Origin of the sequence: Paenibacillus glycanilyticus (assembly GCF_023715145.1) — a bacterium.
Classification (GTDB): Bacteria; Bacillota; Bacilli; order Paenibacillales; family Paenibacillaceae; genus Pristimantibacillus; species Pristimantibacillus glycanilyticus_A.
Genome location: NZ_JAMBNP010000022.1, coordinates 22564 through 43206 on the forward strand (window position 1 = coordinate 22564; position 20643 = coordinate 43206).

Sequence of the window (20643 nt, forward strand, 5' to 3'; positions counted from 1 at the left end):
TGCTTAACTTCATTTCATGCAATCGCTCAACTTCCAATGGCATCGATAGTAGTTACTGCTTTGGCGTAGCGGGAATTTGCTGAGCATTGCCAGAATCGACATACTTACGAATAATCGATACTTCAACGCGGCGGTTCTCTGCGCGTCCTGCGGTTGTATCATTTGAAGCGACCGGACGGTACTCGCCGTAACCGATAGCGCTGAACCTTTCCGGCTTCAGCTTGTTATTCTCGAGCAGTACGTCCATGAAACGGATCGCCCGCGAGGAGCTGAGATCCCAGTTGGATTTGAAGGACTGCGTCCGGATCGGCTGATTATCGGTATGACCGGATACGACAATCTCGTAACCGGTATACGGCTCGAGCATCTTGGAGATCGCCGATGCCAGCTCAATCGAGTCTGATTTGAGGGCATCGCTGCCGGATGCGAACAAGGCGTTGTCGCTGATCGTAATCATAAGCTGGGACTGATTAAGCTTGGTCTCCAGATCGGAGGACAAGCCGTTCTTCTTAATATATTGATCAAGCTGCTTCTTCAGCTTCTCCAGATCTTCCTGTTCCTTCTTGATCAGCTCTTGAAGATTGGACTCCGTATTCTCGTGTTGATCGGTATTGGTCTTCTTCTCGTCATCGATTTTTTGCTGGGACTCTTCGCCGGACTTAATAATCGCCGGATTGTCGAGCACGCCGGCCCCGGTATTAAAAGCCGCGCTGAACGCCTCGCTCATCCGTTCGAATTTTCTGGCATCCGTGGAGCTCGCCGCATACAATACGATAAACAAAGCAAGGAGCAGCGTCAGCAGATCGGCATAAGGGATAAGCCAGGATTCGTCAATATGCTCATCGTGGTCGTCGTGCTTACGCTTTTTCACCGGCGCCAGCCTCCTTCTCCCTCATAGCCGCCCGTTCCGTTGGGGTGAGGAATACAGACAGCTTCTGGTTAATCGCAATAGTCGATACGCCCGATTGAATCGATAACAGGCCTTCCACCATCATCAGGCGAAGCTGTACTTCTTTCTTGGACAGACGCTTCAATTTGTTCGCGAGCGGATGCCACAGCACGTAGCCCGTAAAGATACCAAGCAGTGTGGCGATGAACGCGCCGGCAATGGAGTGGGCAAGCGTCTCCATATCATCCATGTGGCCAAGCGCGCCAATCAGACCAACTACGGCACCAAGCACACCAAGCGTTGGAGCATAGGTGCCGGCTTGCGTGAAGATCAATGCACCGGCTTTATGGCGATCTTCCGTTGCGGAGATATCTTCAAGCAGGACATCGCGAACAAAATCCTGGTCATTGCCGTCAATAATCATGCGCATGCCGTTGCGGAGAAAAGTATCTTCAATATCATCGACTTTGGCTTCCAGAGCAAGAAGGCCTTCACGGCGGGTAATCGAAGCCCACTCCATGAAGCTCTCGATCAGCGCCTCGCGGGGCATGAGCGGTTGTTCCTTGAATGCGATTTTGAACAGTTTGCCTACCTTGGACAGCTCCGACATCGGGAAGGCGATCATAACAGAAGCAATGGTCCCGAGGACGATAATCATATAAGCGGCGGGATTCAACAAATTGCTAAGAGCGGCACCCTTCAGCGTCATGCCGACCAGTACCGCTACAAGTCCTAATATAATACCGATTATTGTGGAATTTTTCATCATGCACCCCGTCCAGTACGTTTTCGACAAGTCTCTAGTTCTTATATCGACAGGTTATCGTATGGAAATTAGACTTTCAGAAATGATTTAGGAGAGAAGGCGTTAATTTTCGTGAAAATGCGGTAAAATGAGTATAGAAGATAAATATGGTAAAGGTGGTTACATCGATGGGAGTTAGACACGCAAGAGAGTATGCCGATATATTGAAAGAACTCACGGAAGCGGTAAGCGAGGTAGAAGGCAGCTATGCCTTTTTCGAGATGGAAGAAGAAGAGTGGGCGGCACTTGGCAACGACGACCGCTATGAAGTCATGGAGGCGCTTGCCGATGATGTGTTCTTTGGATTAGGCGAGCAGCCGGTGATTGAGGTTGGAAAAGGTTCGATTACGTACCATCCGAAGCATCATGTCATTGAAGTGTCGCAAGGAGATAACGTGACGCGCATGATTCGTTTGACATAAAGGTAACAAAGGGAGAGCTTGAGCGTGACGAACGACTGCTTATCAAACACAACGATACCGCAGACACTGCAGCTTGATGGCGAACAGCTGTCTGCCTTCTATCAGCCGATCATCGCGCTGGATACAAGAAAAGTAGTTGGCTATGAGGTGCTTGGAAGAGCCTGCAAGGGGGATAATGTCCGCAGTTTGGGTCCGTTTTTTTGCGATCCGGATGTGCCGGTTGATGATCATATTGCCGTCGACCGGATCCTGCGGGAGCAGGCTTTTCAGAAAATTGCCGCCACCAAGCAGCCGCCGATGCTGTTTATTAATTTGAAGCCGAACTGGATGCACCGGGGGATGCAGTCCGGGGAGCTCTATACGTTGTCCTTATTGGACAAGTATCAGATTGATCCGCGCAGAGTGGTCATCGAGATTACGGAAGAAAGCTTTAATGGCGAGATGGAGGAGCTGCGCGAGGTTATTGATCTGTACCGCTCCAAAGGCTGCTTGATTGCCATTGACGATGTAGGCAGCGGCTTTAGCGGAATGGACCGGATTGCTCTGATTCAGCCCAATATTCTGAAAATCGACATTCATATGCTGAAGCGCAGCGCGAACCATGACGGCTATCTCGGCACGCTCCGCTCTTTCTCGGCGCTTGCTGATCAGCTTGGCGCTTCTCTGCTCGCAGAAGGAGTGGAGACCAAGCAGGACTTGGCGAGAGCAATCCAGGCCGGCGTCCGGTATGTTCAGGGCTTTCTGTTTGCGAAGGCGGAGCCGGATTTCGATCTGCCGTCCCGTTTCTCTGCTTTATTGGAAGAAGAGCTGGAGGCTAACCGTCAGCTGCAGATGTATTCGGAGAATTATTGGCGGTACTTGTCGGACAGGCTGATCGGTAAGATCGACCGGATCGGACACCTCGAGGAGATGGAGGAAGAGGATAACGAATGGATTGTCCGGCTGCTGCAGGAGCTGGAAAACAACTGCATCCGCGTCTATCTCTGCCGGGATAACGGCATCCAGCTCTCATCGAACTATTCGAGGAGAGAGAACGGAGGCTGGCGGCGGGAGGATGAATACTGCGGGGCGAACTGGAGCTGGCGTCCGTATTTTGTCCCGAATGTGGTCCAGTTAAATGAGAACCGCCGTACCATGGTCTCCCGCGCGTATACCGATCTGGATTCCCGGGCATGGATCCGGACCATATCGGTACTGGCGAAACCCGGCATTATACTGTTCGTTGATATGAAGGATCCCGAGCCGGATTATTATCGGATCTAGGGATATTAAGGATTGGACTGGTACACCATACAATGGAACTCTGCCGGTCCTTCCGGGGTCTGTCTTACATACGTATCGTCAATGGCAAAGCCTGCCCGTTCATAAGCGCGAACGGCGCGTGTATTCCAGGTCAGCACCTCCAGATCGATGCTGTTCTGCGGCGCTCTGCGACTCGCTTCCCGGATTAATAAACGAATGAAGTGGGCGCCAATCCCTCTGCCGCAAAGGGAAGGATGGAGGCCGAGTCCCAGACGCGTAACGCCAACAATAGGGAAGAACTGCGCAAAGCCGATCAATTCCTGCTCCTGATTCACGACAGCCGCATATTGCATGCGCCGCAGGACGGGATCGCCGAATTCGATCTCGTCCTTTTGCATCGTCTCCCACGATGGCCACCTGTACAGATCATAAGGCGTTTCATAATGCCATTCGCAAATTTGCCGGGCATGCTCGATTTCCATTGGCAGGATAGTCATGTCCGCCAAGGATGGTTTATAATGTAGCTCATCGGTAAAATTAGACATCGATATACCCTCATTTAAGAATTTATAAGTTTCTTTCCATTATAACATTTCAATAACCGACTACATGAGGATTTGGCGAAGGACAACGAAGGAGAACTTTTACGATGCGGAAATTAATAGCACTTGGCTGTTTGTCTTATCTCGTAATTGGATTAGCTCATGTTGTGGGCGGATCGGTAATGGAGCAGATGCTCGGGAAGTACGACTTGTCTTATGATGACGGCGGGCAGTGGATGATGAATCAGTTCCTGGGGTTTCTGGTCGGTGTCTTGCTGTCTCCGTTTCTTACGTCGAAGGTGGGCAAAAGAGGGGGAGTTCTTCTTTCTCTTGGTCTCCTGACGCTTGGTGAAGCGGCCTATAGTCTGACTCCCGATTCCTGGGGGCTGATGCTGTTCATCGCCTTGTTCGCCGGCTTTGGCTTTGGAATGACGGAATCGGTAATCGGGGCGATGATCATAGAGCTAGCGGAGGAGAACGGGAAGGCCAACGCGATGACTCAGCTGGAAACGTTCTTTGGCATCGGGGCCTTCTTGATGCCAACGATGGCAAGCATATTGATCAAGTATGATATTTGGCAGCTATCCTTCCCGATTCTGTCCGCACTTGCCGGCATAACCTTTATCTTATGGATGACGCTTTCGTTTGGAACGATAGACGACAAGATAGGTTATCACGCGAGAGGAAAGAAGGAGCATGTGGAGCGGGAAGCGGGCGTTCCGCAGGCAAAGGGCTGGTTCGGCTACAAAAGAGCAGCTATTCCGTTCCTGCTACTGTCGGCGTTGTTTTTTGTCATCTACGTTGGCGTGGAGATGAGCTTCTCCAACTATCTGCCTTCCATTATGATCGAACGTTCCGGTATGACGGAGGCGAGCGCGCCTTCAACGCTTAGTCTGTTCTGGGGCACGATGATCCTCGGGCGCCTGTTCGCCGGACGTCTCGCAGACCGCGTCGGCTACTTCCGTTACCTGTCCGTGGCTATTGCAGGGGCATGCGTCATTATACTTGCGATGGGGGCAATCGGCCAGTTAAGCGGGATGCTGGTTCTAGTCGGCTTAAGCGGCTTGTTCTTCTCCGGCGTATTTGGCATCGCGCTCGTATTTGCGAACGGATTGATTCCGGGCATGACAGAGCGGACAACCAGCCTGCTTGTCGCCTGCGGCGGTATAGGAGGGGCTATCTTCCCCAAATTAACCGGATGGATGATGGACAGCTATGGCGCAGACCGGACGGTCTGGATTCTCGGCGCGTTTATTGTCGCGATGTTTGTCGTATTGCTGGCTATGCTGGCTTTGGGCAGGAGGCAGGAGGCAGCAGCCTCCTGATCCGGATTCGAATAGCAGCAAACAATAAAGCCGCATGCGGTTTATCCGATTGGACAAGCAGCGTGCGGCTTTATTGCAGGAATCTTGCCAGCCGCCTCAGGGGGAAGCGACCGCTTGATTCTATTGTTCGTCGGCATATTTTTCAAAAGTACTAGGGTCCATGACACGTCGAGCAGTCACATACCGATTCACATAATAAGAGTCGCTAAGATTGCTGATTGTAACGCCTTTGGAGGACGAAGCATGAGCAAACTTGCCATCTCCCACATAAATGCCGACATGAGATACACCACGACCGTTCGTGTTAAAGAACACGAGATCTCCGGCGATCAGATCACTCTTGGTGATCTTCTTACCTGTTTGCGATTGCGAAGTGGAAGTACGAGGAAGATCGACGCCCATTTTGTCGAAGACATAAGAAGTAAATCCGGAGCAGTCGAATCCTTTCGATGATGTTCCACCTGCAACGTACGGCGTGCCAATTAAATCACTGACAATGCCGTCCATTTTGGAGTCTGCGAAAACGCTCCCGGCCTGAAAAGCCAGCATTAACGCAAGCCCAAGAATAAGTGCTGAAACCTTTTTCAAAGCGGTAAAGCTCCTTCCAATGCCGACGAGGTTAGCTGTGGGGTTCGGTTGAAGGATCCCTATGACTTCTCAGGCGCCGATTCAATTACATTCGGACGTCGAAGTCAATTCACCCAGAGGTGGTTCCCCCGTTTCCAGTACAAGGAATTTGGCAGTGTGTTTTATGTACTTGGTAACTATTCGGTAATTTTCGCACATCTCCTCCCCAATACGGCAATTTCTAATAATTCTCATGGAACCTTTTGACTAAATGATGCGGAAAAGCTTGTATCTTGCGGCTCATAGGCTCCGATTAGGACGCGCAGACTAGCAGATAAGCCCTATTTCGATTTACTAACTCTTTACTATGTGGATTTGCTAGCCAATATGTTGATTTATTTGGAGAATGGAAGACAAGCCAGCCCGAAAAAACGCGAAAAACCCGCGCTGCGACTAGGTCGCAAGGCGGGCTTCCTCTATAATTATGAGAAAATTTTAAACTTCTTTTGACCTTAATATGTCGTATTGGGAGGCTAGAGTCCATACCTTCATTAAGGTACGGACGAGATGATAGCCCTGATGGACAAGGAGAGCGATAAAGCCGGCCCATACCAGGGATAAGCTGGTCACAAACAATCCGATTCCCGAACCGATGCCCCACATAACCAAGGATAATCCGGCGAATGGAAGCAAATTCTTAACGGCAGTGCCAAGCGATTGGAGGATGCCTCCGCTTCTGCCGGTGGTTGCGCCAAGCTGCATGGCAAGGAACAGCAGATGGAGCAGAATCCCCCATAAGAGCCATCCTCCCGCGGCGGGCAGCGTCTGCTGCAGCAGAGAGCTAATCGTTCGGCTGTGCATTAACGCTTCGAGACCCTTTGGCGCCAGCCACCAAGCCGGAGCAAGAACAAGTAGTTTCTCGATCCAATAGAGCAGGGTGACCGGCTTCCAGGCTTTTCTGACGCCCTGCAGGAACTGCGTTCCTCCAGCATCGGTCGAATGCTGCAGGGAGTAGAGCAGACCTGCGTTAAACAGGGGGGAGAGCAGCATTCTAGCGGCGAATAGTCCGCCTAGCAGCCATAAGTATGGGGTTAGCAGATCGGTCTTCATAATCTGGAACTGTGCTTCACTCAAAAACAACTGGACGGCTGACTTGGAAGGGGAGTGATCCGGGAACCGCTGCAGCAGCGGGGAGACAACCGAATCGATGAACCGGTAGAGGAAGAACCCCCAGAGCAGCTGGTACAGGAAAAGCAGGATAACGATATAAAAGTGCTTGATCGCGAGCCGCCAGCCTTGCTTCATATGATTTTTCATTGAAATCCCCCTAAAAAGAATTGCGAAGCAATTCTTACTTCGAAAGCATGAACCTAAAGAATTGCGAAGCAATTCTTACTTCGAAAGCACGGACCTAAAGAATTGCGAAGCAATTCTTGGCAAAGAATTTATAAGTTTCGATCAAGCTGGAAGAACAAATTCTTATTAACGATAAAACCTACCTCTAGACGCGGTCGCTCTTCTCCGAAAGGCCTCGATAGAGGTTTTCTCACCAGCCCAACAATCCGAGCAGACCGTGAATAACGTTAGAGGTGCCAAGACTCCAGCGCGTACGCGTCGCTTCCGACAAGTCTGCCTTCATATAGTCGTTAATATGTTTATTGTCGAGTACGTTTGTATGCTGCGGATCGATCGCTACCCACTCAAGCGGGGAGCTGTGAACCACTTTATATTCAATGGATGCTTCCGTCGGATCCCAGGTTTTTGGAACAATGGTGCCGTCTTTGAACTTCAACACAACCGGAATTGGCCCGTTATAGCCGCCGTTGCGCTGAATGAGGACAACCGATTCATACATCCGTGTCCCCTCCTGGTCGACAGGACGGACATGAATGGATTCCACCGAAACATCTGCCATCTGGTTGTCATAGACGTACTGGTCGAAGTAATTGGTCCACTTCTGCTTGCTCACCTGCTCAACCACTCTCTGGAAGTCGGCGCTTGTCGGATGCTTGAACTTGTATTTCTGGAAGTAGGTTCGCATAATCTTTTGCATCATTTTCTCGCCGACCTGCTTCTCGATGCCGATCAATACGAGCTTCGCCCGCATGTACACGTTCTCGGCGTAGACATTGTTGCTCGGATATGCCCAGGACGGCTGCTTCAGCGGAGCGGGGGCGGTCATATAGCTGGCTTCCAGCGGAAGGTTCGCCTCAAGGCCGTATTCACTTGCCATTACTTTATCCTCGGCATAGGAGGTGAAGCCTTCATCCAGCCAGGCTTCCTCGAATTCATTCGAGGCGACCATGCCATACCAGTATTGATGCCCGACTTCATGAACGACCGTCCGCTCAAGGCTATACCCCGGATTGCTCGTCTCTGCGGCGAAGGCGGTCACAAGCGTCGGATATTCCATCCCTCCGGAGCCGTTCGCTCCCTTAGGAGGGACAACAACCGATAAGGTGGAATACGGATATTCGCCATACCATTGCCCGTATTTGGACAGGGCGGATTTGGCGGCATGCATATAGCGGTCCTTCAGCTCCTCATGGGCGGGATCCAGATACAGCTTGATGCGGACTCCCGGAATGCCCGGTCCCGATAAGGTATCTTCATAGTAGATGAAATCCGGTGAAGCGGCCCAGGCGAAGTCATGCACATCATCGGCATAGAATTGATAGATGGCCCGGCTGCCCTTTTTCTCCATGGCCTTGGTCTGGAAGCCGGTTGCAGCTACGATATAGGATTCCGGAACCTGGATCTTGACCGAATAAATGCCGAAGTCGCTGTAAAACTCGGAATTGCCATGGTACTGGTGGGTGTTCCAGCCCTCGGTGGTACGGCCCCTTGTACCCGCTGTCTCATAAACGGCCAGCTTAGGGAACCATTGGCCTGCCATCACGTAATTGCCGGAGTAACCCATGCGGGCGAATACTTCCGGCAGCTTCACTTCAAAGCTCATTTGGAGCGTAACCGTCTTGCCTGGCGCCACCGGAGCGGGAAGCTTAAGCTTGGCCAGCGTGAAATCATTCGGATTGTTGTCATCGGGTTGCACGTAATGCAGCCGCGGAAGCAGGCTTTCTCCTTCCATCGTCTCGAGCGTCAGCAGCTTCATGTAGCCCTGGCTTGCTTCGGTTGCCTTATCCGAACGCAGCTTGCCGCCAGATTCCTGCATGAACGTGGTTTTGTCTGACATGAAGGCATTCGGATAGAGATGGAAGTACAGCTCGGACACCGTCTTCTTGCCAGGATTCGTCCAGGTGACGGTCTGCTGTCCGTCGAGATACCGGATGTCATCGCGCAGGGAGACGTTGGTGTGGTACTCAGCAACGCGTTTGCTGAGCGCCTGCGGCTTAGGCTCTACCTTGTCAGGCTGGGACGAGGCAGGCGGCTTGGCCGATTTTGAGGCAGAATCGGTCGCTGCTTTGGCGGCGGGGGCGAATGCATAGGTATATTGGGATTGCCAAGCGCGGCCGAAGCCCTGCTGGATGGAGATGCCGAGCAGGACGGCGGTAAGCGTAAACAAGAGCAAACGTTTGACGTAGCGTGGAGACATGATACAATTCCCTCCCGTTGACAAGCATCTACAGCATGTATATGTTTGCTTTTCGCGGATTATTAGCTAAAATGGAATTATTGTACGGGGAAGGTGGAAGAGCTATGACGGAACAGCAAGGACAGCCGGCGGAGCCGGAAAAGAAAGAGAAGAAGTCGCTCTCGCTTAACGTAGTGAGCAACAAACAACATAAAGGCTTTGGAGCCGGAACGATAGATTTAAGCGCCGTATCTTGCGTTATTATTGATGGAGGCACAGCCTATATCGATGACGGCGCGATGCACGCGAAGAGCAAGGTGGAGCGGGGCATCAAGTTCACTCCGAATAAGGAAGACTGCCCGAACGGCCGCAAATGCTGGATCGTATGGACAGCCGTAGAACGCGGTGATGAGGGCTCCTATTATGCAGGGGCAACAGCATGCGAGATGTGGATTGATACGGAAGCGCGCCGCGGCTGGAAGATTCTCGCCGATCACGTGAATAAGCTGGATTCTGCGATTAAACGCAGGTACAAGCTGGAGGAGCTGGATGCCGGCGAGAAGGCTGCATACCGCAAGCTTCTGATTGAGCATAATGAAGAATGGTGGAACAACTCGCCGGAGGCTCTTAAGGAAGCATTGGCGTAACCAGGAAAGACCAACCTATAACCGGGGATCGTAAGGCAGGCTGCCAAGCGAATCTCCGGTTTTTTATTGGACTTTATTAGATAGAAAAAATATTTTCGAAGAAGTGCAGGGGTTGACGGTTAAGTCGTCGTCTATTATAGCGGGAAGGGAGGAGAGCGATATACAAGACGAACAATGGATCACAGCCATCAAAAACGGCGGTCCTGCGGCGTTTCAGACTTTTGTAGACGAATACGGGCCTTATATCTATCGAACAGTGTACGCCGTGATCCGTTCGCCGCATGATGCGGAAGACGTGACGCAGGAAGCACTGCTGCAAATCTATCGCTCCCTCCCGGAGTTCCGAATGGACGGCTTCAAGACGTGGATTACCCGCATTGCCGTCAATAAGGCGATTGATTGGAAGAGAAGCCGGATGCGCAAGCCTGAAGAGTTAATGGACAGCCTGATGGGGCTTGAGGCAGAAGGGAAGATGAATGACCACGGCTTGCCCGTTGAGGCAGCTGTGATGGATCGTGAAGAGCAGCGTCAGGTACGGGAGCAGGTCGATCAGCTGCCGGACAATTATCGCGAGGTCGTGACGGCTTATTATATGGAGAACAAATCGTATGAGGAGATCGCGGTGCAGACGGGTCTCGAGAAGAAAAGCGTAGAGTCAAGGCTTTACCGCGCGCGTAACTGGATTAAGCGGCACTGGCGGAAGGAGGACTTCGAATGAACAAGGATAGGATGGGCGGACATTTCTCGGCGGTAGAGCTGACAGCTTATGTCCGGGATGAACTGACCGAGCAGGAGCGGGATGTCATTGAAGGACATATTGCAGATTGTGAGCCGTGCATGACGCTCTTTATGTCTGCTGTAGAAGCTATCGAAGCTGCGGAGCAGGAGCCGGCAGCACGGGAAGCGGGTACGACAGCCAAAGGCAAGGTGACTGTTCCTGTGCCCGACATGAAAAAGCTGGGGCAGCGGGTCATCGATGTCCTTCTTGCCGAATTGGCAAGGAGCAAGCCGGTTATGCGGGCGGAGCCTGCCCGCCGCCAGTCGTTCCTGCAGCGTCCGGCCGTTCACTTCGCTGCGGCTGCGGCTATTACGCTGCTGCTGCTTGGCACAGGGACGTTCAGCGGCATCTCCGAAAAGCTGGGAGAGCTTGATGCCGATTCCATACCCGCTGAGCACACGATCGAGAAGGGGGCAGAGCAGCCGCAAGGGCCGACATGGTCGGACCGGATGGTTACCCGCACTTCTTCCTGGTTCGATAAGCTGGAGAAGGATCGTTTTAAATAAGCAGGAAAATTTTTGCAAAGGAGAGGAATGACGATATGACAAAAAATCCGGTAGTCGCTTTATTGCTGTCTTTTATCCCGGGCGTCGGGCATGCCTACTTGGGGCGGCCGTTTCGATGTCTGCTGTACGGAGGAGGATTCTTTGGCTCCTTAATGCTGTTGTTCATTGCTATACAATCCGGGGGCGGAGGAGACGACCTTGCCTTCTTCTTCCTCTTCATAGCCGCTCTCAGCTGGCTTATTAACATGATTGACATGGTCGTAACGCTGCTGTCGCCTAAGCCTCCGGTTGTACCGTACAACGAGCGTGGAGATATCCCGTTTGATCCGGGTTATATAGCGTTTGAACAACAGCGGGAGAAGACAAGCACGGTTATGCTGTCTCTTATTCCCGGTTTAGGCCACATGTCGCTTGGTCTTATGCAGCGCGGCATTACCTTCCTGGTTGCATTCCTTGGATTGTTTGCCGTTGTGGTCTTTATTAGCGTCGTAACGAATGCCAGCGCGTTCCTTGTCTTCTTGCTCGGCCTGCCGGTTATCTGGATCTACAGCATCTTTGATGCGATCCAGCTGCTCCACCGGAAGCAGCGCGGGGAGGAGCTTAACGACCGTCCGCTGTTTGAAGAGATTGAGAATCATATGGGCACCGGCAGGAAGAACAAAGTGCTTGCCGCAATTCTGTCGCTCTTCCCCGGAGCGGGACATCTCTACCTCGGCCTGCAGAAGCGGGGGCTTCAACTGATGGGCGGCTTCCTTATCGCGATTTATCTGATGGATTCGCTGCGACTCTCGATCTTCTTGTTCCTGATGCCGCTGCTGTGGTTCTATGCTTTCTTTGACTCGATGCAGCAAATGTCGCGTTATGAGCGCGGGGAGCTGAATGATCAGGCGGTTGTTGCCCAGCTCGCTCCTTATCAGAAGTGGATCGGGATCGGCCTGTTGCTGCTTGGCATTTATTATTTGGGAGACCGGGTGATGGGCAACTATATTTCGCAGACCTGGCCGGGAATTTATGCGGAGTATGCGAAGCTGAAATACAATTTGCCAACCGCGGTTGTTGCATTCCTGATGATCGCTCTCGGATTCCGGTTAGTGTTTGGCAGCGGCAAAAAATCCTATTCCGCACCTGAGCCGCTTCCTCCTCATCCGGTTGATGTATTTAGAGAGAAGGAGGGCGAGCAATGAAAGAATGGCGAGTAGGCTCGTTATCTATGGGGGTTACGCTGCTCCTGATCGGCATCGCCATTGCTATATCCATTTGGAGCGGATTGGATGCCCTGAACATGCTGCTGTGGGTGGCGCCCGTCGTCTTCATCCTGCTTGGCACGGAGCTGTTAATTCACCTTAAGCTGTCCGGAAAAGAAAAGCCGGTCATGCGCTATGATTGGATGAGTATGTTCTATGTGGCCGTAATCGGGGCAGGCAGTCTGCTAATGGCTTCCTTTGCTTCGACGGGGCTGCTCGGAGAAGTGAGAGATCAGCTTCAAATGACGGAGCGGACGGCCATTGTTCAATCCGATCCCGTTACGGTACCGGCAGGCATCAAGAAGATCGTGGTGCAGTCGCTCCGCCCTGTCCAGCTGGATCAAGGGGAGAACCGCGCTGTGCAGCTGCTTGGCCAGGTGCAGTATTGGTCGCCAAAGCCGCTGGAGCAGCCGGATCAGATGGTGGCGACAAGTACGGTCGGCAGTACGATGTACGTATTGATCAATGGTTTCGAGCACAAGGATGGCGTCATTGGATCGGAGAACATCAATCAGGAGCTGACGCTTGTCCTGCCGCAGGAGATCGAGATAGAGAAGCGGGGCTTCTAAAAAATAAAGGCAGTTCCTCTGATCCTAAGAGGAACTGCCTTTTTGTTATTTCACTTTTTCCGGTTCGGCAAAAGTCAGGCCCTTCGTATCGACCGTTGCCTTCTTAATCGCCATCGGTTTAACCGGAGTGGAGCCTTCGCCCGTCTGCTCGGTCTCCTGGTTAACGATCTCATCGACCGTATCCATACCTTCCGTGACTTTGCCGAACGCCGCGTAATCGCCGTCCAGCGATGGGGCATCGGCTACCATTACGAAGAATTGGGAGCCCGCGGAATCAGGATCGCCGGAGCGTGCCATCGAGATAACGCCGCGTGTATGCAGCAGATCGTTCTGGAAGCCGTTGCTCATGAATTCGCCTTTGATGGCGTAACCGGGACCTCCCATACCACTGCCTTCCGGATCTCCGCCTTGAATCATAAAGCCAGGGATAACGCGGTGGAAGATCGTGCCGTCATAGAAGCCCTTCTTAACAAGCGACACAAAGTTGTTAACCGTATTTGGAGCAATCTCCGGATACAGCTCGACTTTGAACGTTTTGCCCGTATCCATCTCGATCGTGACGACCGGATGCTTCTCGGGACCAAGCAGCTTGTCCGGCTGAGGCGGATCGGTTGCTTCCGGGGATGCCGTAGCGTTAGTGCTGCCGGAACCGCTGGCGTTGTTATTGTTTGTGCTGGTTTTGCTGCCGCCGCCGCAGCCGGCCATAACCAGAAGTACGACTGCCGTAAGCAGTACAAGAAGCGGCAGGCGAATGTTACATTTGAGCATGAGTAAGAATTCCTCCTTATGAGGGTAGTTGTCCTATAGTCCTACCGATTATCATAACATAGTGGTCAGATTGAAAAAAAGCCCGGGCCTCTCCTTAGGAGAATGCCCGGGCTTATTGCGGTTTTAGCCTACTGTGTTATATGCCATAATCCAGATCGATCCCGCAACGACGGTGATCAGAATAACAATGCCGAAGATCAGCGCCATCACGTTGTAACGCGGCTTCTTCTCTTCGCGAAGATGCATGAAGAAGAAGAGCTGAACGAGGAACTGCAAGATAGCCATGATCAGAATAAAGATCAGGGTAGGTGTTTTCTCCATCATGTCGTTTAATACGACAACAAGAGGCAGAATGGTAAGCACAATCGAAAGAACGAAACCGATGACATATGATTTCATTGAGCCATGGGACTCATGCTCATCATGTCCATGTCCATGCGTGTTAGGGCCCGCCATCCTACATCACCCCCATCAAGTAAACGACCGTGAGGACGAAGATCCACACAACGTCAAGAAAGTGCCAGTACAAGCTGATAATCGTAACTTTACGCTTGGTTACCGGCGTAATGCCGCGTCTGCCGATCTGAATCATCAGCCCGATCATCCAGCATAGACCAACCGAAACGTGAAGTCCGTGCGTGCCAACAAGAGTGAAGAAAGCGGACCAGTACGCGCTGGTGCCGATTGTTACGCCTTCATCCACCATTTTGATGAACTCGGATACTTCAAGGAAAATAAACGATGCGCCAAGCAAGGCGGTTATGATCAGCCAGCCGATCAGACCCTTTTTGTTGCCTTTATGCATCTGAAGCACGGCAATACCGCTTGTAAAGCTCGAGGTGAGCAAGATGAATGTCTCGGCGATAACGCCAGGCATTTCGAACATCTCATGCGGTGTAGGACCTCCGTTGGTGCTGTTATGCAGCACGGAGAATGTTGCGAACAATGTACCGAACAAAATAACGTCGGTTATAAGAAACATCCAGAAGCCAAGAACCTTTATCGATTCATGATCGTGATGATCATCATGGTGGCCGTGGTCGTTATGACCATGACCGCCATGAGGCGAAGCTGTGTGTGCCATTTAGCGACCCCCCTTTAACGCTGCTTCAGTACGTTCGATCTCATCAACCGGAATGTAGAAGTCCGTGTCGTAATCGAAGGAACGGGCAAGCAAGCAGCAACCAACGCCGATCAGGCCCGGAATGATCATCCAGTTCCAGTGCCATACGAAGCCGAAGCCGGCAACGAAGAAGCACACGGACATGATAAACGGTATACCCGAGTTTTTCGGCATGTGGATTGGTTCCAGCGGCGCGAGCGGTTTTGGCTTAACGCCTTGCGCACGGCGCTGTTTCTCTTCCCACCATTCATCCGAGCTTGTTACCTCGGGAAGACGTGCGAAGTTGTACATTGGAGCCGGCGATGGAATCGACCATTCGAGCGTACGGCCTTCGCCCCATGCGTCTCCGGATTTTTCTTTCTTCAGGAACTTGATGCTGTGGGCGATTTGCCATACTTGGAAAATGAAGCCCAGACCCATGATGAAGGCGCCAACCGTCGATACGACGTTAAGCGGCTGCCAGCCCATGTCGAAGTTGTACTCGTTGAAACGGCGCGTCATACCCATCAAGCCAAGCGCATATTGCGGCATGAAGCAGACATAGAAGCCGATATTCCATAGCCAGAAGGCCCATTTGCCAAGACCGTCATGCAGCTTGAAGCCGAACATTTTCGGCCACCAGTAGTAGAGGCCCGCGAAGTAACCGAACACAACGCCGCCGATCAATACTTGGTGGAAGTGAGCGATCAGGAAGTAACTGTTGTGGAACTGGAAGTCAGCAGGTGCAACCGAGAGCATGACCCCCGTCATACCGCCGACGACAAAACACGGAATAAACGCGATCGTCCATAACATCGGCTGGCTGAAGGTGATCCTTCCTCGGAACATCGTAAACAGCCAGTTGAACACTTTTACGCCGGTTGGTATCGCAATAAGCATCGTCGTGACCGCGAAGAACGCGTTGACGTTGGCTCCGGAACCCATGGTAAAGAAGTGATGGGCCCAAGTAAAGAATGAGAAGAAGCTGATCGACATAAGCGCGAACACCATGGACTTGTAGCCGAACAGTTTTTTCTTCGAGAAGGTCGATACGACATCCGAGAATACCCCGAAGGCCGGCAAAATAACGATATATACTTCCGGGTGACCCCACATCCAGATGAGGTTGATATACATCATCGGGTTGCCCCCGCCGTCAAGCGTGAAGAAGTGGGCACCGAGGTAACGGTCAATGAACAGAAGGAACAGCGTAACCGTCAGAATCGGGAATGCGAACATAATAGTAATGGAAGATGACAGAACAGACCAGGTGAACATCGGCATTTGCATCAGCTTCATGCCTGGCGCGCGCATCTTCAGAATCGTAACTACAAAGTTGATACCGGATGCTAGGGAACCGATACCGGAAATCTGTATGCCCCAAATATAGAAGTCTTGGCCTAGACCGGGACTGCCGGAGAGCTCAGATAATGGCGGATAAGCCAGCCAGCCTGCATCAGGCGAGCCGCCGATAACAAACGATACGTTGAACAGCATGGCACCAAAGAAGAAGAGCCAGAAGCTGAGAGAGTTCAGATACGGATAAGCAACGTCGCGCGCGCCAATCTGCAGCGGCACAACGATATTGAACAAACCGAACATAAGTGGCATCGCCATGAACAAGATCATGATAACGCCGTGCGTGGTAAAGATCGCATTATAGTGTCCTGCGTGCAGGAACTCGAGATTTGGCACCGCAAGCTGCGTCCGGATCAGAAGGGCATCGACGCCCCCGCGGAACAGCATGAGAAGCGCTGCGATAACGTACATGATACCGATTTTTTTATGATCGACGGTTGTCAGCCATTCGGTCCACAACCAGCGCCATTTCTTGAAATAGGTAAGTGCGATAACAATCGCTACCGTGGAAAGACCAATTGAAACCTGGGCACCCAAGATGAGCGGATCGCCGGTGATGAAGAAGTCATTCATCAGGAAGTCCATTAAATCCTTAAACATAGTGCATCTCCTTTCCCTACATTATTATTCTTAGTTCGCATGCGAAGAGTGCTCGGTACCTTCCGTGCTGGAGGTATCGTGGCTGCCGCCTTCTTCGTCTTTTACAGGACCGGATTTCAGGCCATGCTCGTGGGCAGCGGCACCGTTTGGACCTGCATACTGCAGAACAACCTTATCGAACAATCCTTCAGGGAAGGCAGAGAAGAACTGCTCATCCGAAGAACCCGGCTGCTTCAACTGCTCGAAGCCTTCGTCGGTCAGTGCAGGAGCAGACGATTTCACGTTATCTACCCAGGATTTGTAGTCAGCTTCGGAAGTCGACTTCACATCAAAGGTCATTTTCGCAAATTGCTCGCCCGTGAAGTTCGCGCCAGTACCGAAGAACGTGCCTACTTCATCAGCTTGGAGATACAGGGTCATAGCCATGCCGCTCATTGCGTAGATCTGGCCGCCAAGCTGCGGAATCCAGAAGGAGTTCATCGCTTGGTCCGCGGTTACTCGGAAGCGGATTGGCGTATCTTCAGGGATTTGTACATAATTGACTGTCGAAATGCCTTCATCCGGATAAGTGAAGAGCCACTTCCAGTCAAGCGATGTTGCTTCGATCGTGATCGGCTGCTTTGCCGACTCAAGCGGTTTGCTTGGCTCAAGATCGTAAGTGTATTTAATCGTAATTCCAGCCAGGATGGCGATGATGATGATCGGAATCGCCCACCAGATCGTCTCCAGCTTTGTGCTGTGCTCCCAGTTTGGCTGGTAAGCAGATTTGTTGTCTTTCTTGTCGCGATAACGCCATACGATTATCGCAGTCAGGATCAACACCGGCACGAGAATAATCGCACACAGTAATACGGTGATCCAGATGAGATCTTTTTGGGATTCGCCGATCGGTCCTTTAGGATCGAGGACGAAGTATTGGTCGCCGCAGCCGGAGAGCATAACGGCCATCAGCATAATCATCAGCGGAACCAGAAAGCGAATATACTTTCTCATGATTTGTTTCAACTCCTCAAGAATGCTTCTTGTCATTAAGATTAGCAGAAGTCGCTGAAAATAACTGCCGGCTTAACAATTACGACAATAATTCGTCTTTTTTCTGTAATAGAATCTTCACCATATCGACAACTGTTTGAATCTTCCTTGGAAACAAAACACAAAAAAGCCGCCTCTCGTCAATATTGACGAAAAGGCGGCTCCTTAAAAGCAACTAAAAGTTACAGATTATGGTTAGATTGATCATCGCTCTGCTGATCTTCCATCGCTTGATGGAGTCTTGCGTGAACAAGGCCAATCGCCGTGCCAATAACGTAAATGAACACGCTGCCGACAAGGCAGCCAATGCCAACCATCAAAGTGGTGTTCTTATCACTAAAGTGGCTGATGTTAATGAGACATAACAACACACCTACCGTCAAAGCCGTCCAGGCAAATACCGTCATTAAGGTAACGAGTCGTTTCACGCTTGCAGCTGTCGCTTCCGAATCCGACTTCACATTGCTAACTGTTGCAGTTTTCGTAGCCATCCGAAACACTCCCATAAAGTTTGTAAGTGCTTACTTCTTGATCCTACTATACCACAGTATACGGCGTTTGTTCAAAGAAATTTCACTTTTTGATCAAATTTCAGACAAATTTAACGAAAGAAACCCGCTAATTCTTCCACCAGCGCTTCAGATCATTCCACCAAGAACGGCTGCCGTCCTTCGTATTGTTGTCTGCAGGAGCATCCTTTGCTGCCGGTCCGCCGCATACTTCGGTAGGCTCGGTGCCGGATACAAACGATTCCAGCCGCTTATTCGCGCAGGTGGCTGCTGCTAGCTTGCCGCTCGTCGGATCAACATATACATTCACGACGCCGTCCGGAATCGGGAAGATCTTGGGCGGAATGGCCGATAACGCCTGCTCGGTAAACTTGGCGAAGATAGGGGCCGCGCGGTGGGCTTCGGTCACGGTAAGCTTCCGGTTCTTGTCATAGCCGACCCAGACGGCCGTTGCAAGCTCCGGCGTATATCCAACCAGCCAGGCATCTGTCGACGTTGTTCCGGTTTTGCCGGCTACAGGCCGTTTGATCAGGGATGAGACGCGGTTAGCCGTACCGCCGCTTTCAAACACGCTTTCCATAAGACTGGTCATCACGTAGGCCTCTGCCGGATTAATGACCTGCTCTTCCTGCCGCTCCGATTCATATATAATATGTCCGTTCCGGTCGGTGATGCGCAGGATTGCAACGGGTTCTACTTTGACGCCGCCGTTCGCAATGACGGAGAAGGCGGAAGCCATCTGAAGCGGACTAACCGGGAAGGTGCCAAGCGCAAGAGACGGCACGGGATTCATCGGGCTCGTAATGCCAAGCTTTCTGGCTGTCTCGATGACGCGGTCGGCGCCCACCGTCATGATCGTGTTTACCGCATAGATATTGTCCGAGCTTGCAATGGCCGTACGCATATCAATGAAGCTGTTGAAGTATTTGTCATTGTAGTTGCGCGGCTCGTACGTTTTGCGCCCTTCATCATATATAAACGCAGTGGGCTCGCTTTTAAACCGGGTGACCGGCGTCATGAAGCCGCTATGCAAGGCCGTGAGATACAATACGGGCTTAAACGACGAGCCCGGCTGCCGGGTTTCGGCAAGCGCGCGGTTGAATTGGTTGGTCTTGTAATCGCGGCCGCCGACCATCGCCTTAATGTAGCCGTTGCGCGGATCAATGGCGACAAGCGCCGCCTGCTGCTCCTCGCTGCCGGACAGTCCGTTCTTGACGGCATCCTCGGCCGCGCGCTGCGAGGCGGGATCCAGCGTCGTGTAGATCGTAACGCCGCCTTCATTAAATAGCTGCTCGTTAATACCCAGCTTATCAACGGCTATGTAGCGGATATAATCCCGGAAGTAAGGGGCAAAGCCAGCCTGCTCTCCGGAGCCTAACGGTTGAAACGTTAATACTTCCTTGTAGGCTGCATCCGCTTGCGCCGTTGTAATGTCGCCCGATTCGGTCATCGCGCGCAGAATGGTCAGCTGGCGGTCCTTCGCGTTTTTCATGTCCATAAAGGGCGAGTAATATTTGGGTCCTTTCGGAATGCCGGCCAGCATGGCGCTCTCGGCAAGCGTTAATTGGGAGGCATGCTTTTTGAAATACAGCTGAGACGCCGCTTCAATTCCGTATGCGCCGTGTCCGTAATAAATCTGATTTAAGTAGAGGCTCAGGATCTCATCCTTAGAGTAATTCATCTCCAGTTGGACGGTGTACATGGCTTCCTTCAGCTTGCGCTGCCACGTTTTCTCGTGGGTCAGATACAGATTGCGGGCGAGCTGCTGCGTCAGGGTGCTGGCGCCTTGCTTGGCCGACATGGTCTCCACATTGACCAATACGGCCCGGGCCATCCCTTTCATATCAAAGCCTTGATGCTCGTAGAAACGGTGGTCTTCAATCGCCAGCGTTGCTTCTACCAGATAAGGGGAAATCTCATTAAGCGGTACGGAGCTGCGGTTCTCCCCCGTATGGAACGTATCGATAATCTGTCCCTGCAGATCAAGCATGCGGGAGGACTGACTGATCGACGTGACCGGAAGAGACTGAAAACGCAAATAAAGCAGCATGGACACCATGCCAAGCACGATTACCGCGGAGATGGCTGCGGTCCATCGCAAGCTTTTTTTAAACCTCATAACATGAGGAAGAAAACGTTCGGTTATAATAGGAAAAGCATATTTGCGGCGCGGCTTGCCCGGCCTGATCTGCTGCTTCTTCATGG

At 51.8% G+C, this 20643-nt stretch carries 21 protein-coding genes and 1 riboswitch; of the genes, 8 read left to right on the plus strand and 13 right to left on the minus strand.

Going from position 1 to position 20643, the window contains the following annotated elements; genetic code table 11:
* Window positions 1-52: 52 nt before the first annotated feature.
* Both motB and motA read right to left on the minus strand, forming a co-directional pair.
* A complete protein-coding gene (gene motB, locus M3194_RS30170) occupies window positions 53-871 on the minus strand; it encodes a flagellar motor protein MotB (protein ID WP_251657824.1) in 819 nt (272 codons plus the stop codon).
* On the minus strand, window positions 858-1655 hold the full coding sequence (gene motA, locus M3194_RS30175; protein WP_251657882.1) for a flagellar motor stator protein MotA: 798 nt from the start codon (window positions 1653-1655) through the stop codon (window positions 858-860). The genes motB and motA overlap by 14 nt, the downstream gene beginning before the upstream one ends.
* 167 nt (window positions 1656-1822) lie before the next feature.
* Here motA and M3194_RS30180 point away from each other — a divergent pair, with 167 nt between their 5' ends.
* Entirely contained in the window at window positions 1823-2116 is a 294-nt protein-coding gene (locus tag M3194_RS30180; RefSeq protein ID WP_251657825.1) for a hypothetical protein, read from the plus strand.
* A gap of 24 nt (window positions 2117-2140) precedes the next feature.
* A complete protein-coding gene (locus M3194_RS30185) occupies window positions 2141-3379 on the plus strand; it encodes an EAL domain-containing protein (RefSeq protein WP_251657826.1) in 1239 nt (412 codons plus the stop codon).
* 5 nt (window positions 3380-3384) lie between these two features.
* Here M3194_RS30185 and M3194_RS30190 read toward each other — a convergent pair whose 3' ends face one another.
* Window positions 3385-3903 carry a GNAT family N-acetyltransferase gene (locus M3194_RS30190; protein ID WP_251657827.1) on the minus strand — a complete coding sequence of 173 codons (519 nt, stop codon included), beginning with the start codon at window positions 3901-3903 and terminating at the stop codon, window positions 3385-3387.
* Between the two features lie 104 nt (window positions 3904-4007).
* Between M3194_RS30190 and M3194_RS30195 the strand changes: the two genes are divergently transcribed.
* Window positions 4008-5225, plus strand: coding sequence for an MFS transporter (locus tag M3194_RS30195; protein ID WP_251657828.1), 1218 nt, complete (start codon window positions 4008-4010; stop codon window positions 5223-5225).
* Window positions 5226-5345: 120 nt separating this feature from the next.
* Here the strand turns inward: M3194_RS30195 and M3194_RS30200 are convergent, their stop codons facing one another.
* The 3 genes from M3194_RS30200 to M3194_RS30210 all read right to left on the minus strand — a co-directional run bounded on the left by M3194_RS30200 (window position 5346) and on the right by M3194_RS30210 (window position 9345).
* Window positions 5346-5813, minus strand: coding sequence for a C40 family peptidase (locus M3194_RS30200; RefSeq protein WP_251657830.1), 468 nt, complete (start codon window positions 5811-5813; stop codon window positions 5346-5348).
* 5 nt (window positions 5814-5818) lie between these two features.
* Window positions 5819-5977, minus strand: a riboswitch (cyclic di-AMP (ydaO/yuaA leader).
* A 310-nt stretch (window positions 5978-6287) separates the two neighbouring features.
* Window positions 6288-7109, minus strand: coding sequence for a hypothetical protein (locus tag M3194_RS30205; protein ID WP_251657831.1), 822 nt, complete (start codon window positions 7107-7109; stop codon window positions 6288-6290).
* Window positions 7110-7338: 229 nt separating this feature from the next.
* On the minus strand, window positions 7339-9345 hold the full coding sequence (locus M3194_RS30210; RefSeq protein ID WP_251657833.1) for a M1 family metallopeptidase: 2007 nt from the start codon (window positions 9343-9345) through the stop codon (window positions 7339-7341).
* Window positions 9346-9449: 104 nt separating this feature from the next.
* On the opposite strand from M3194_RS30210, the gene M3194_RS30215 reads away from it, so the two are divergent.
* From M3194_RS30215 to M3194_RS30235, 5 genes are all read left to right on the plus strand, one after another.
* Complete coding sequence (locus tag M3194_RS30215) at window positions 9450-9971, plus strand: YwhD family protein (RefSeq protein WP_251657835.1); 522 nt, start codon at window positions 9450-9452, stop codon at window positions 9969-9971.
* Window positions 9972-10074: 103 nt separating this feature from the next.
* Window positions 10075-10689 carry an RNA polymerase sigma factor gene (locus tag M3194_RS30220; protein WP_251657839.1) on the plus strand — a complete coding sequence of 205 codons (615 nt, stop codon included), beginning with the start codon at window positions 10075-10077 and terminating at the stop codon, window positions 10687-10689.
* Complete coding sequence (locus M3194_RS30225; protein ID WP_251657840.1) at window positions 10686-11255, plus strand: zf-HC2 domain-containing protein; 570 nt, start codon at window positions 10686-10688, stop codon at window positions 11253-11255. The genes M3194_RS30220 and M3194_RS30225 overlap by 4 nt, the downstream gene beginning before the upstream one ends.
* A 35-nt stretch (window positions 11256-11290) precedes the next feature.
* Window positions 11291-12439, plus strand: coding sequence for a hypothetical protein (locus tag M3194_RS30230; protein ID WP_251657841.1), 1149 nt, complete (start codon window positions 11291-11293; stop codon window positions 12437-12439).
* A complete protein-coding gene (locus tag M3194_RS30235) occupies window positions 12436-13068 on the plus strand; it encodes a hypothetical protein (RefSeq protein ID WP_251657842.1) in 633 nt (210 codons plus the stop codon). The genes M3194_RS30230 and M3194_RS30235 overlap by 4 nt, the downstream gene beginning before the upstream one ends.
* Window positions 13069-13113: 45 nt before the next feature.
* Here M3194_RS30235 and M3194_RS30240 read toward each other — a convergent pair whose 3' ends face one another.
* From M3194_RS30240 to M3194_RS30270, 7 genes are all read right to left on the minus strand, one after another.
* On the minus strand, window positions 13114-13836 hold the full coding sequence (locus M3194_RS30240) for a peptidylprolyl isomerase (RefSeq protein WP_251657843.1): 723 nt from the start codon (window positions 13834-13836) through the stop codon (window positions 13114-13116).
* A 123-nt stretch (window positions 13837-13959) separates the two neighbouring features.
* Complete coding sequence (gene cyoD, locus M3194_RS30245; protein WP_251657844.1) at window positions 13960-14292, minus strand: cytochrome o ubiquinol oxidase subunit IV; 333 nt, start codon at window positions 14290-14292, stop codon at window positions 13960-13962.
* Between the two features lies 1 nt (window position 14293).
* Entirely contained in the window at window positions 14294-14920 is a 627-nt protein-coding gene (gene qoxC / locus M3194_RS30250) for a cytochrome aa3 quinol oxidase subunit III (protein ID WP_251657845.1), read from the minus strand.
* A complete protein-coding gene (locus M3194_RS30255) occupies window positions 14921-16897 on the minus strand; it encodes a cbb3-type cytochrome c oxidase subunit I (protein ID WP_251657847.1) in 1977 nt (658 codons plus the stop codon).
* 30 nt (window positions 16898-16927) lie between these two features.
* Window positions 16928-17890 carry a cytochrome aa3 quinol oxidase subunit II gene (qoxA, locus tag M3194_RS30260; RefSeq protein WP_251657849.1) on the minus strand — a complete coding sequence of 321 codons (963 nt, stop codon included), beginning with the start codon at window positions 17888-17890 and terminating at the stop codon, window positions 16928-16930.
* Window positions 17891-18111: 221 nt separating this feature from the next.
* Entirely contained in the window at window positions 18112-18420 is a 309-nt protein-coding gene (locus M3194_RS30265; RefSeq protein WP_251657850.1) for a hypothetical protein, read from the minus strand.
* Window positions 18421-18547: 127 nt separating this feature from the next.
* Window positions 18548-20641, minus strand: a complete 2094-nt coding sequence (locus M3194_RS30270; RefSeq protein WP_251657852.1) for a transglycosylase domain-containing protein — start codon at window positions 20639-20641, stop codon at window positions 18548-18550.
* Window positions 20642-20643: the final 2 nt, after the last annotated feature.

Excerpts from the sequence above, each read along its gene's own strand:
- motA (WP_251657882.1), bottom strand. The coding sequence starts at position 1,655 with ATGAAAAATTCCACAATAATCGGTATTATATTAGGACTTGTAGCGGTA.
- M3194_RS30180 (WP_251657825.1), top strand. The coding sequence starts at position 1,823 with ATGGGAGTTAGACACGCAAGAGAGTATGCCGATATATTGAAAGAACTC.
- M3194_RS30190 (WP_251657827.1), bottom strand. The coding sequence starts at position 3,903 with ATGTCTAATTTTACCGATGAGCTACATTATAAACCATCCTTGGCGGAC.
- M3194_RS30195 (WP_251657828.1), top strand. The coding sequence starts at position 4,008 with ATGCGGAAATTAATAGCACTTGGCTGTTTGTCTTATCTCGTAATTGGA.
- M3194_RS30205 (WP_251657831.1), bottom strand. The coding sequence starts at position 7,109 with ATGAAAAATCATATGAAGCAAGGCTGGCGGCTCGCGATCAAGCACTTT.
- M3194_RS30210 (WP_251657833.1), bottom strand. The coding sequence starts at position 9,345 with ATGTCTCCACGCTACGTCAAACGTTTGCTCTTGTTTACGCTTACCGCC.
- M3194_RS30215 (WP_251657835.1), top strand. The coding sequence starts at position 9,450 with ATGACGGAACAGCAAGGACAGCCGGCGGAGCCGGAAAAGAAAGAGAAG.
- M3194_RS30225 (WP_251657840.1), top strand. The coding sequence starts at position 10,686 with ATGAACAAGGATAGGATGGGCGGACATTTCTCGGCGGTAGAGCTGACA.
- M3194_RS30230 (WP_251657841.1), top strand. The coding sequence starts at position 11,291 with ATGACAAAAAATCCGGTAGTCGCTTTATTGCTGTCTTTTATCCCGGGC.
- M3194_RS30235 (WP_251657842.1), top strand. The coding sequence starts at position 12,436 with ATGAAAGAATGGCGAGTAGGCTCGTTATCTATGGGGGTTACGCTGCTC.
- M3194_RS30240 (WP_251657843.1), bottom strand. The coding sequence starts at position 13,836 with ATGCTCAAATGTAACATTCGCCTGCCGCTTCTTGTACTGCTTACGGCA.
- cyoD (WP_251657844.1), bottom strand. The coding sequence starts at position 14,292 with ATGGCGGGCCCTAACACGCATGGACATGGACATGATGAGCATGAGTCC.
- qoxC (WP_251657845.1), bottom strand. The coding sequence starts at position 14,920 with ATGGCACACACAGCTTCGCCTCATGGCGGTCATGGTCATAACGACCAC.
- M3194_RS30255 (WP_251657847.1), bottom strand. The coding sequence starts at position 16,897 with ATGTTTAAGGATTTAATGGACTTCCTGATGAATGACTTCTTCATCACC.
- qoxA (WP_251657849.1), bottom strand. The coding sequence starts at position 17,890 with ATGAGAAAGTATATTCGCTTTCTGGTTCCGCTGATGATTATGCTGATG.
- M3194_RS30265 (WP_251657850.1), bottom strand. The coding sequence starts at position 18,420 with ATGGCTACGAAAACTGCAACAGTTAGCAATGTGAAGTCGGATTCGGAA.
- M3194_RS30270 (WP_251657852.1), bottom strand. The coding sequence starts at position 20,641 with ATGAAGAAGCAGCAGATCAGGCCGGGCAAGCCGCGCCGCAAATATGCT.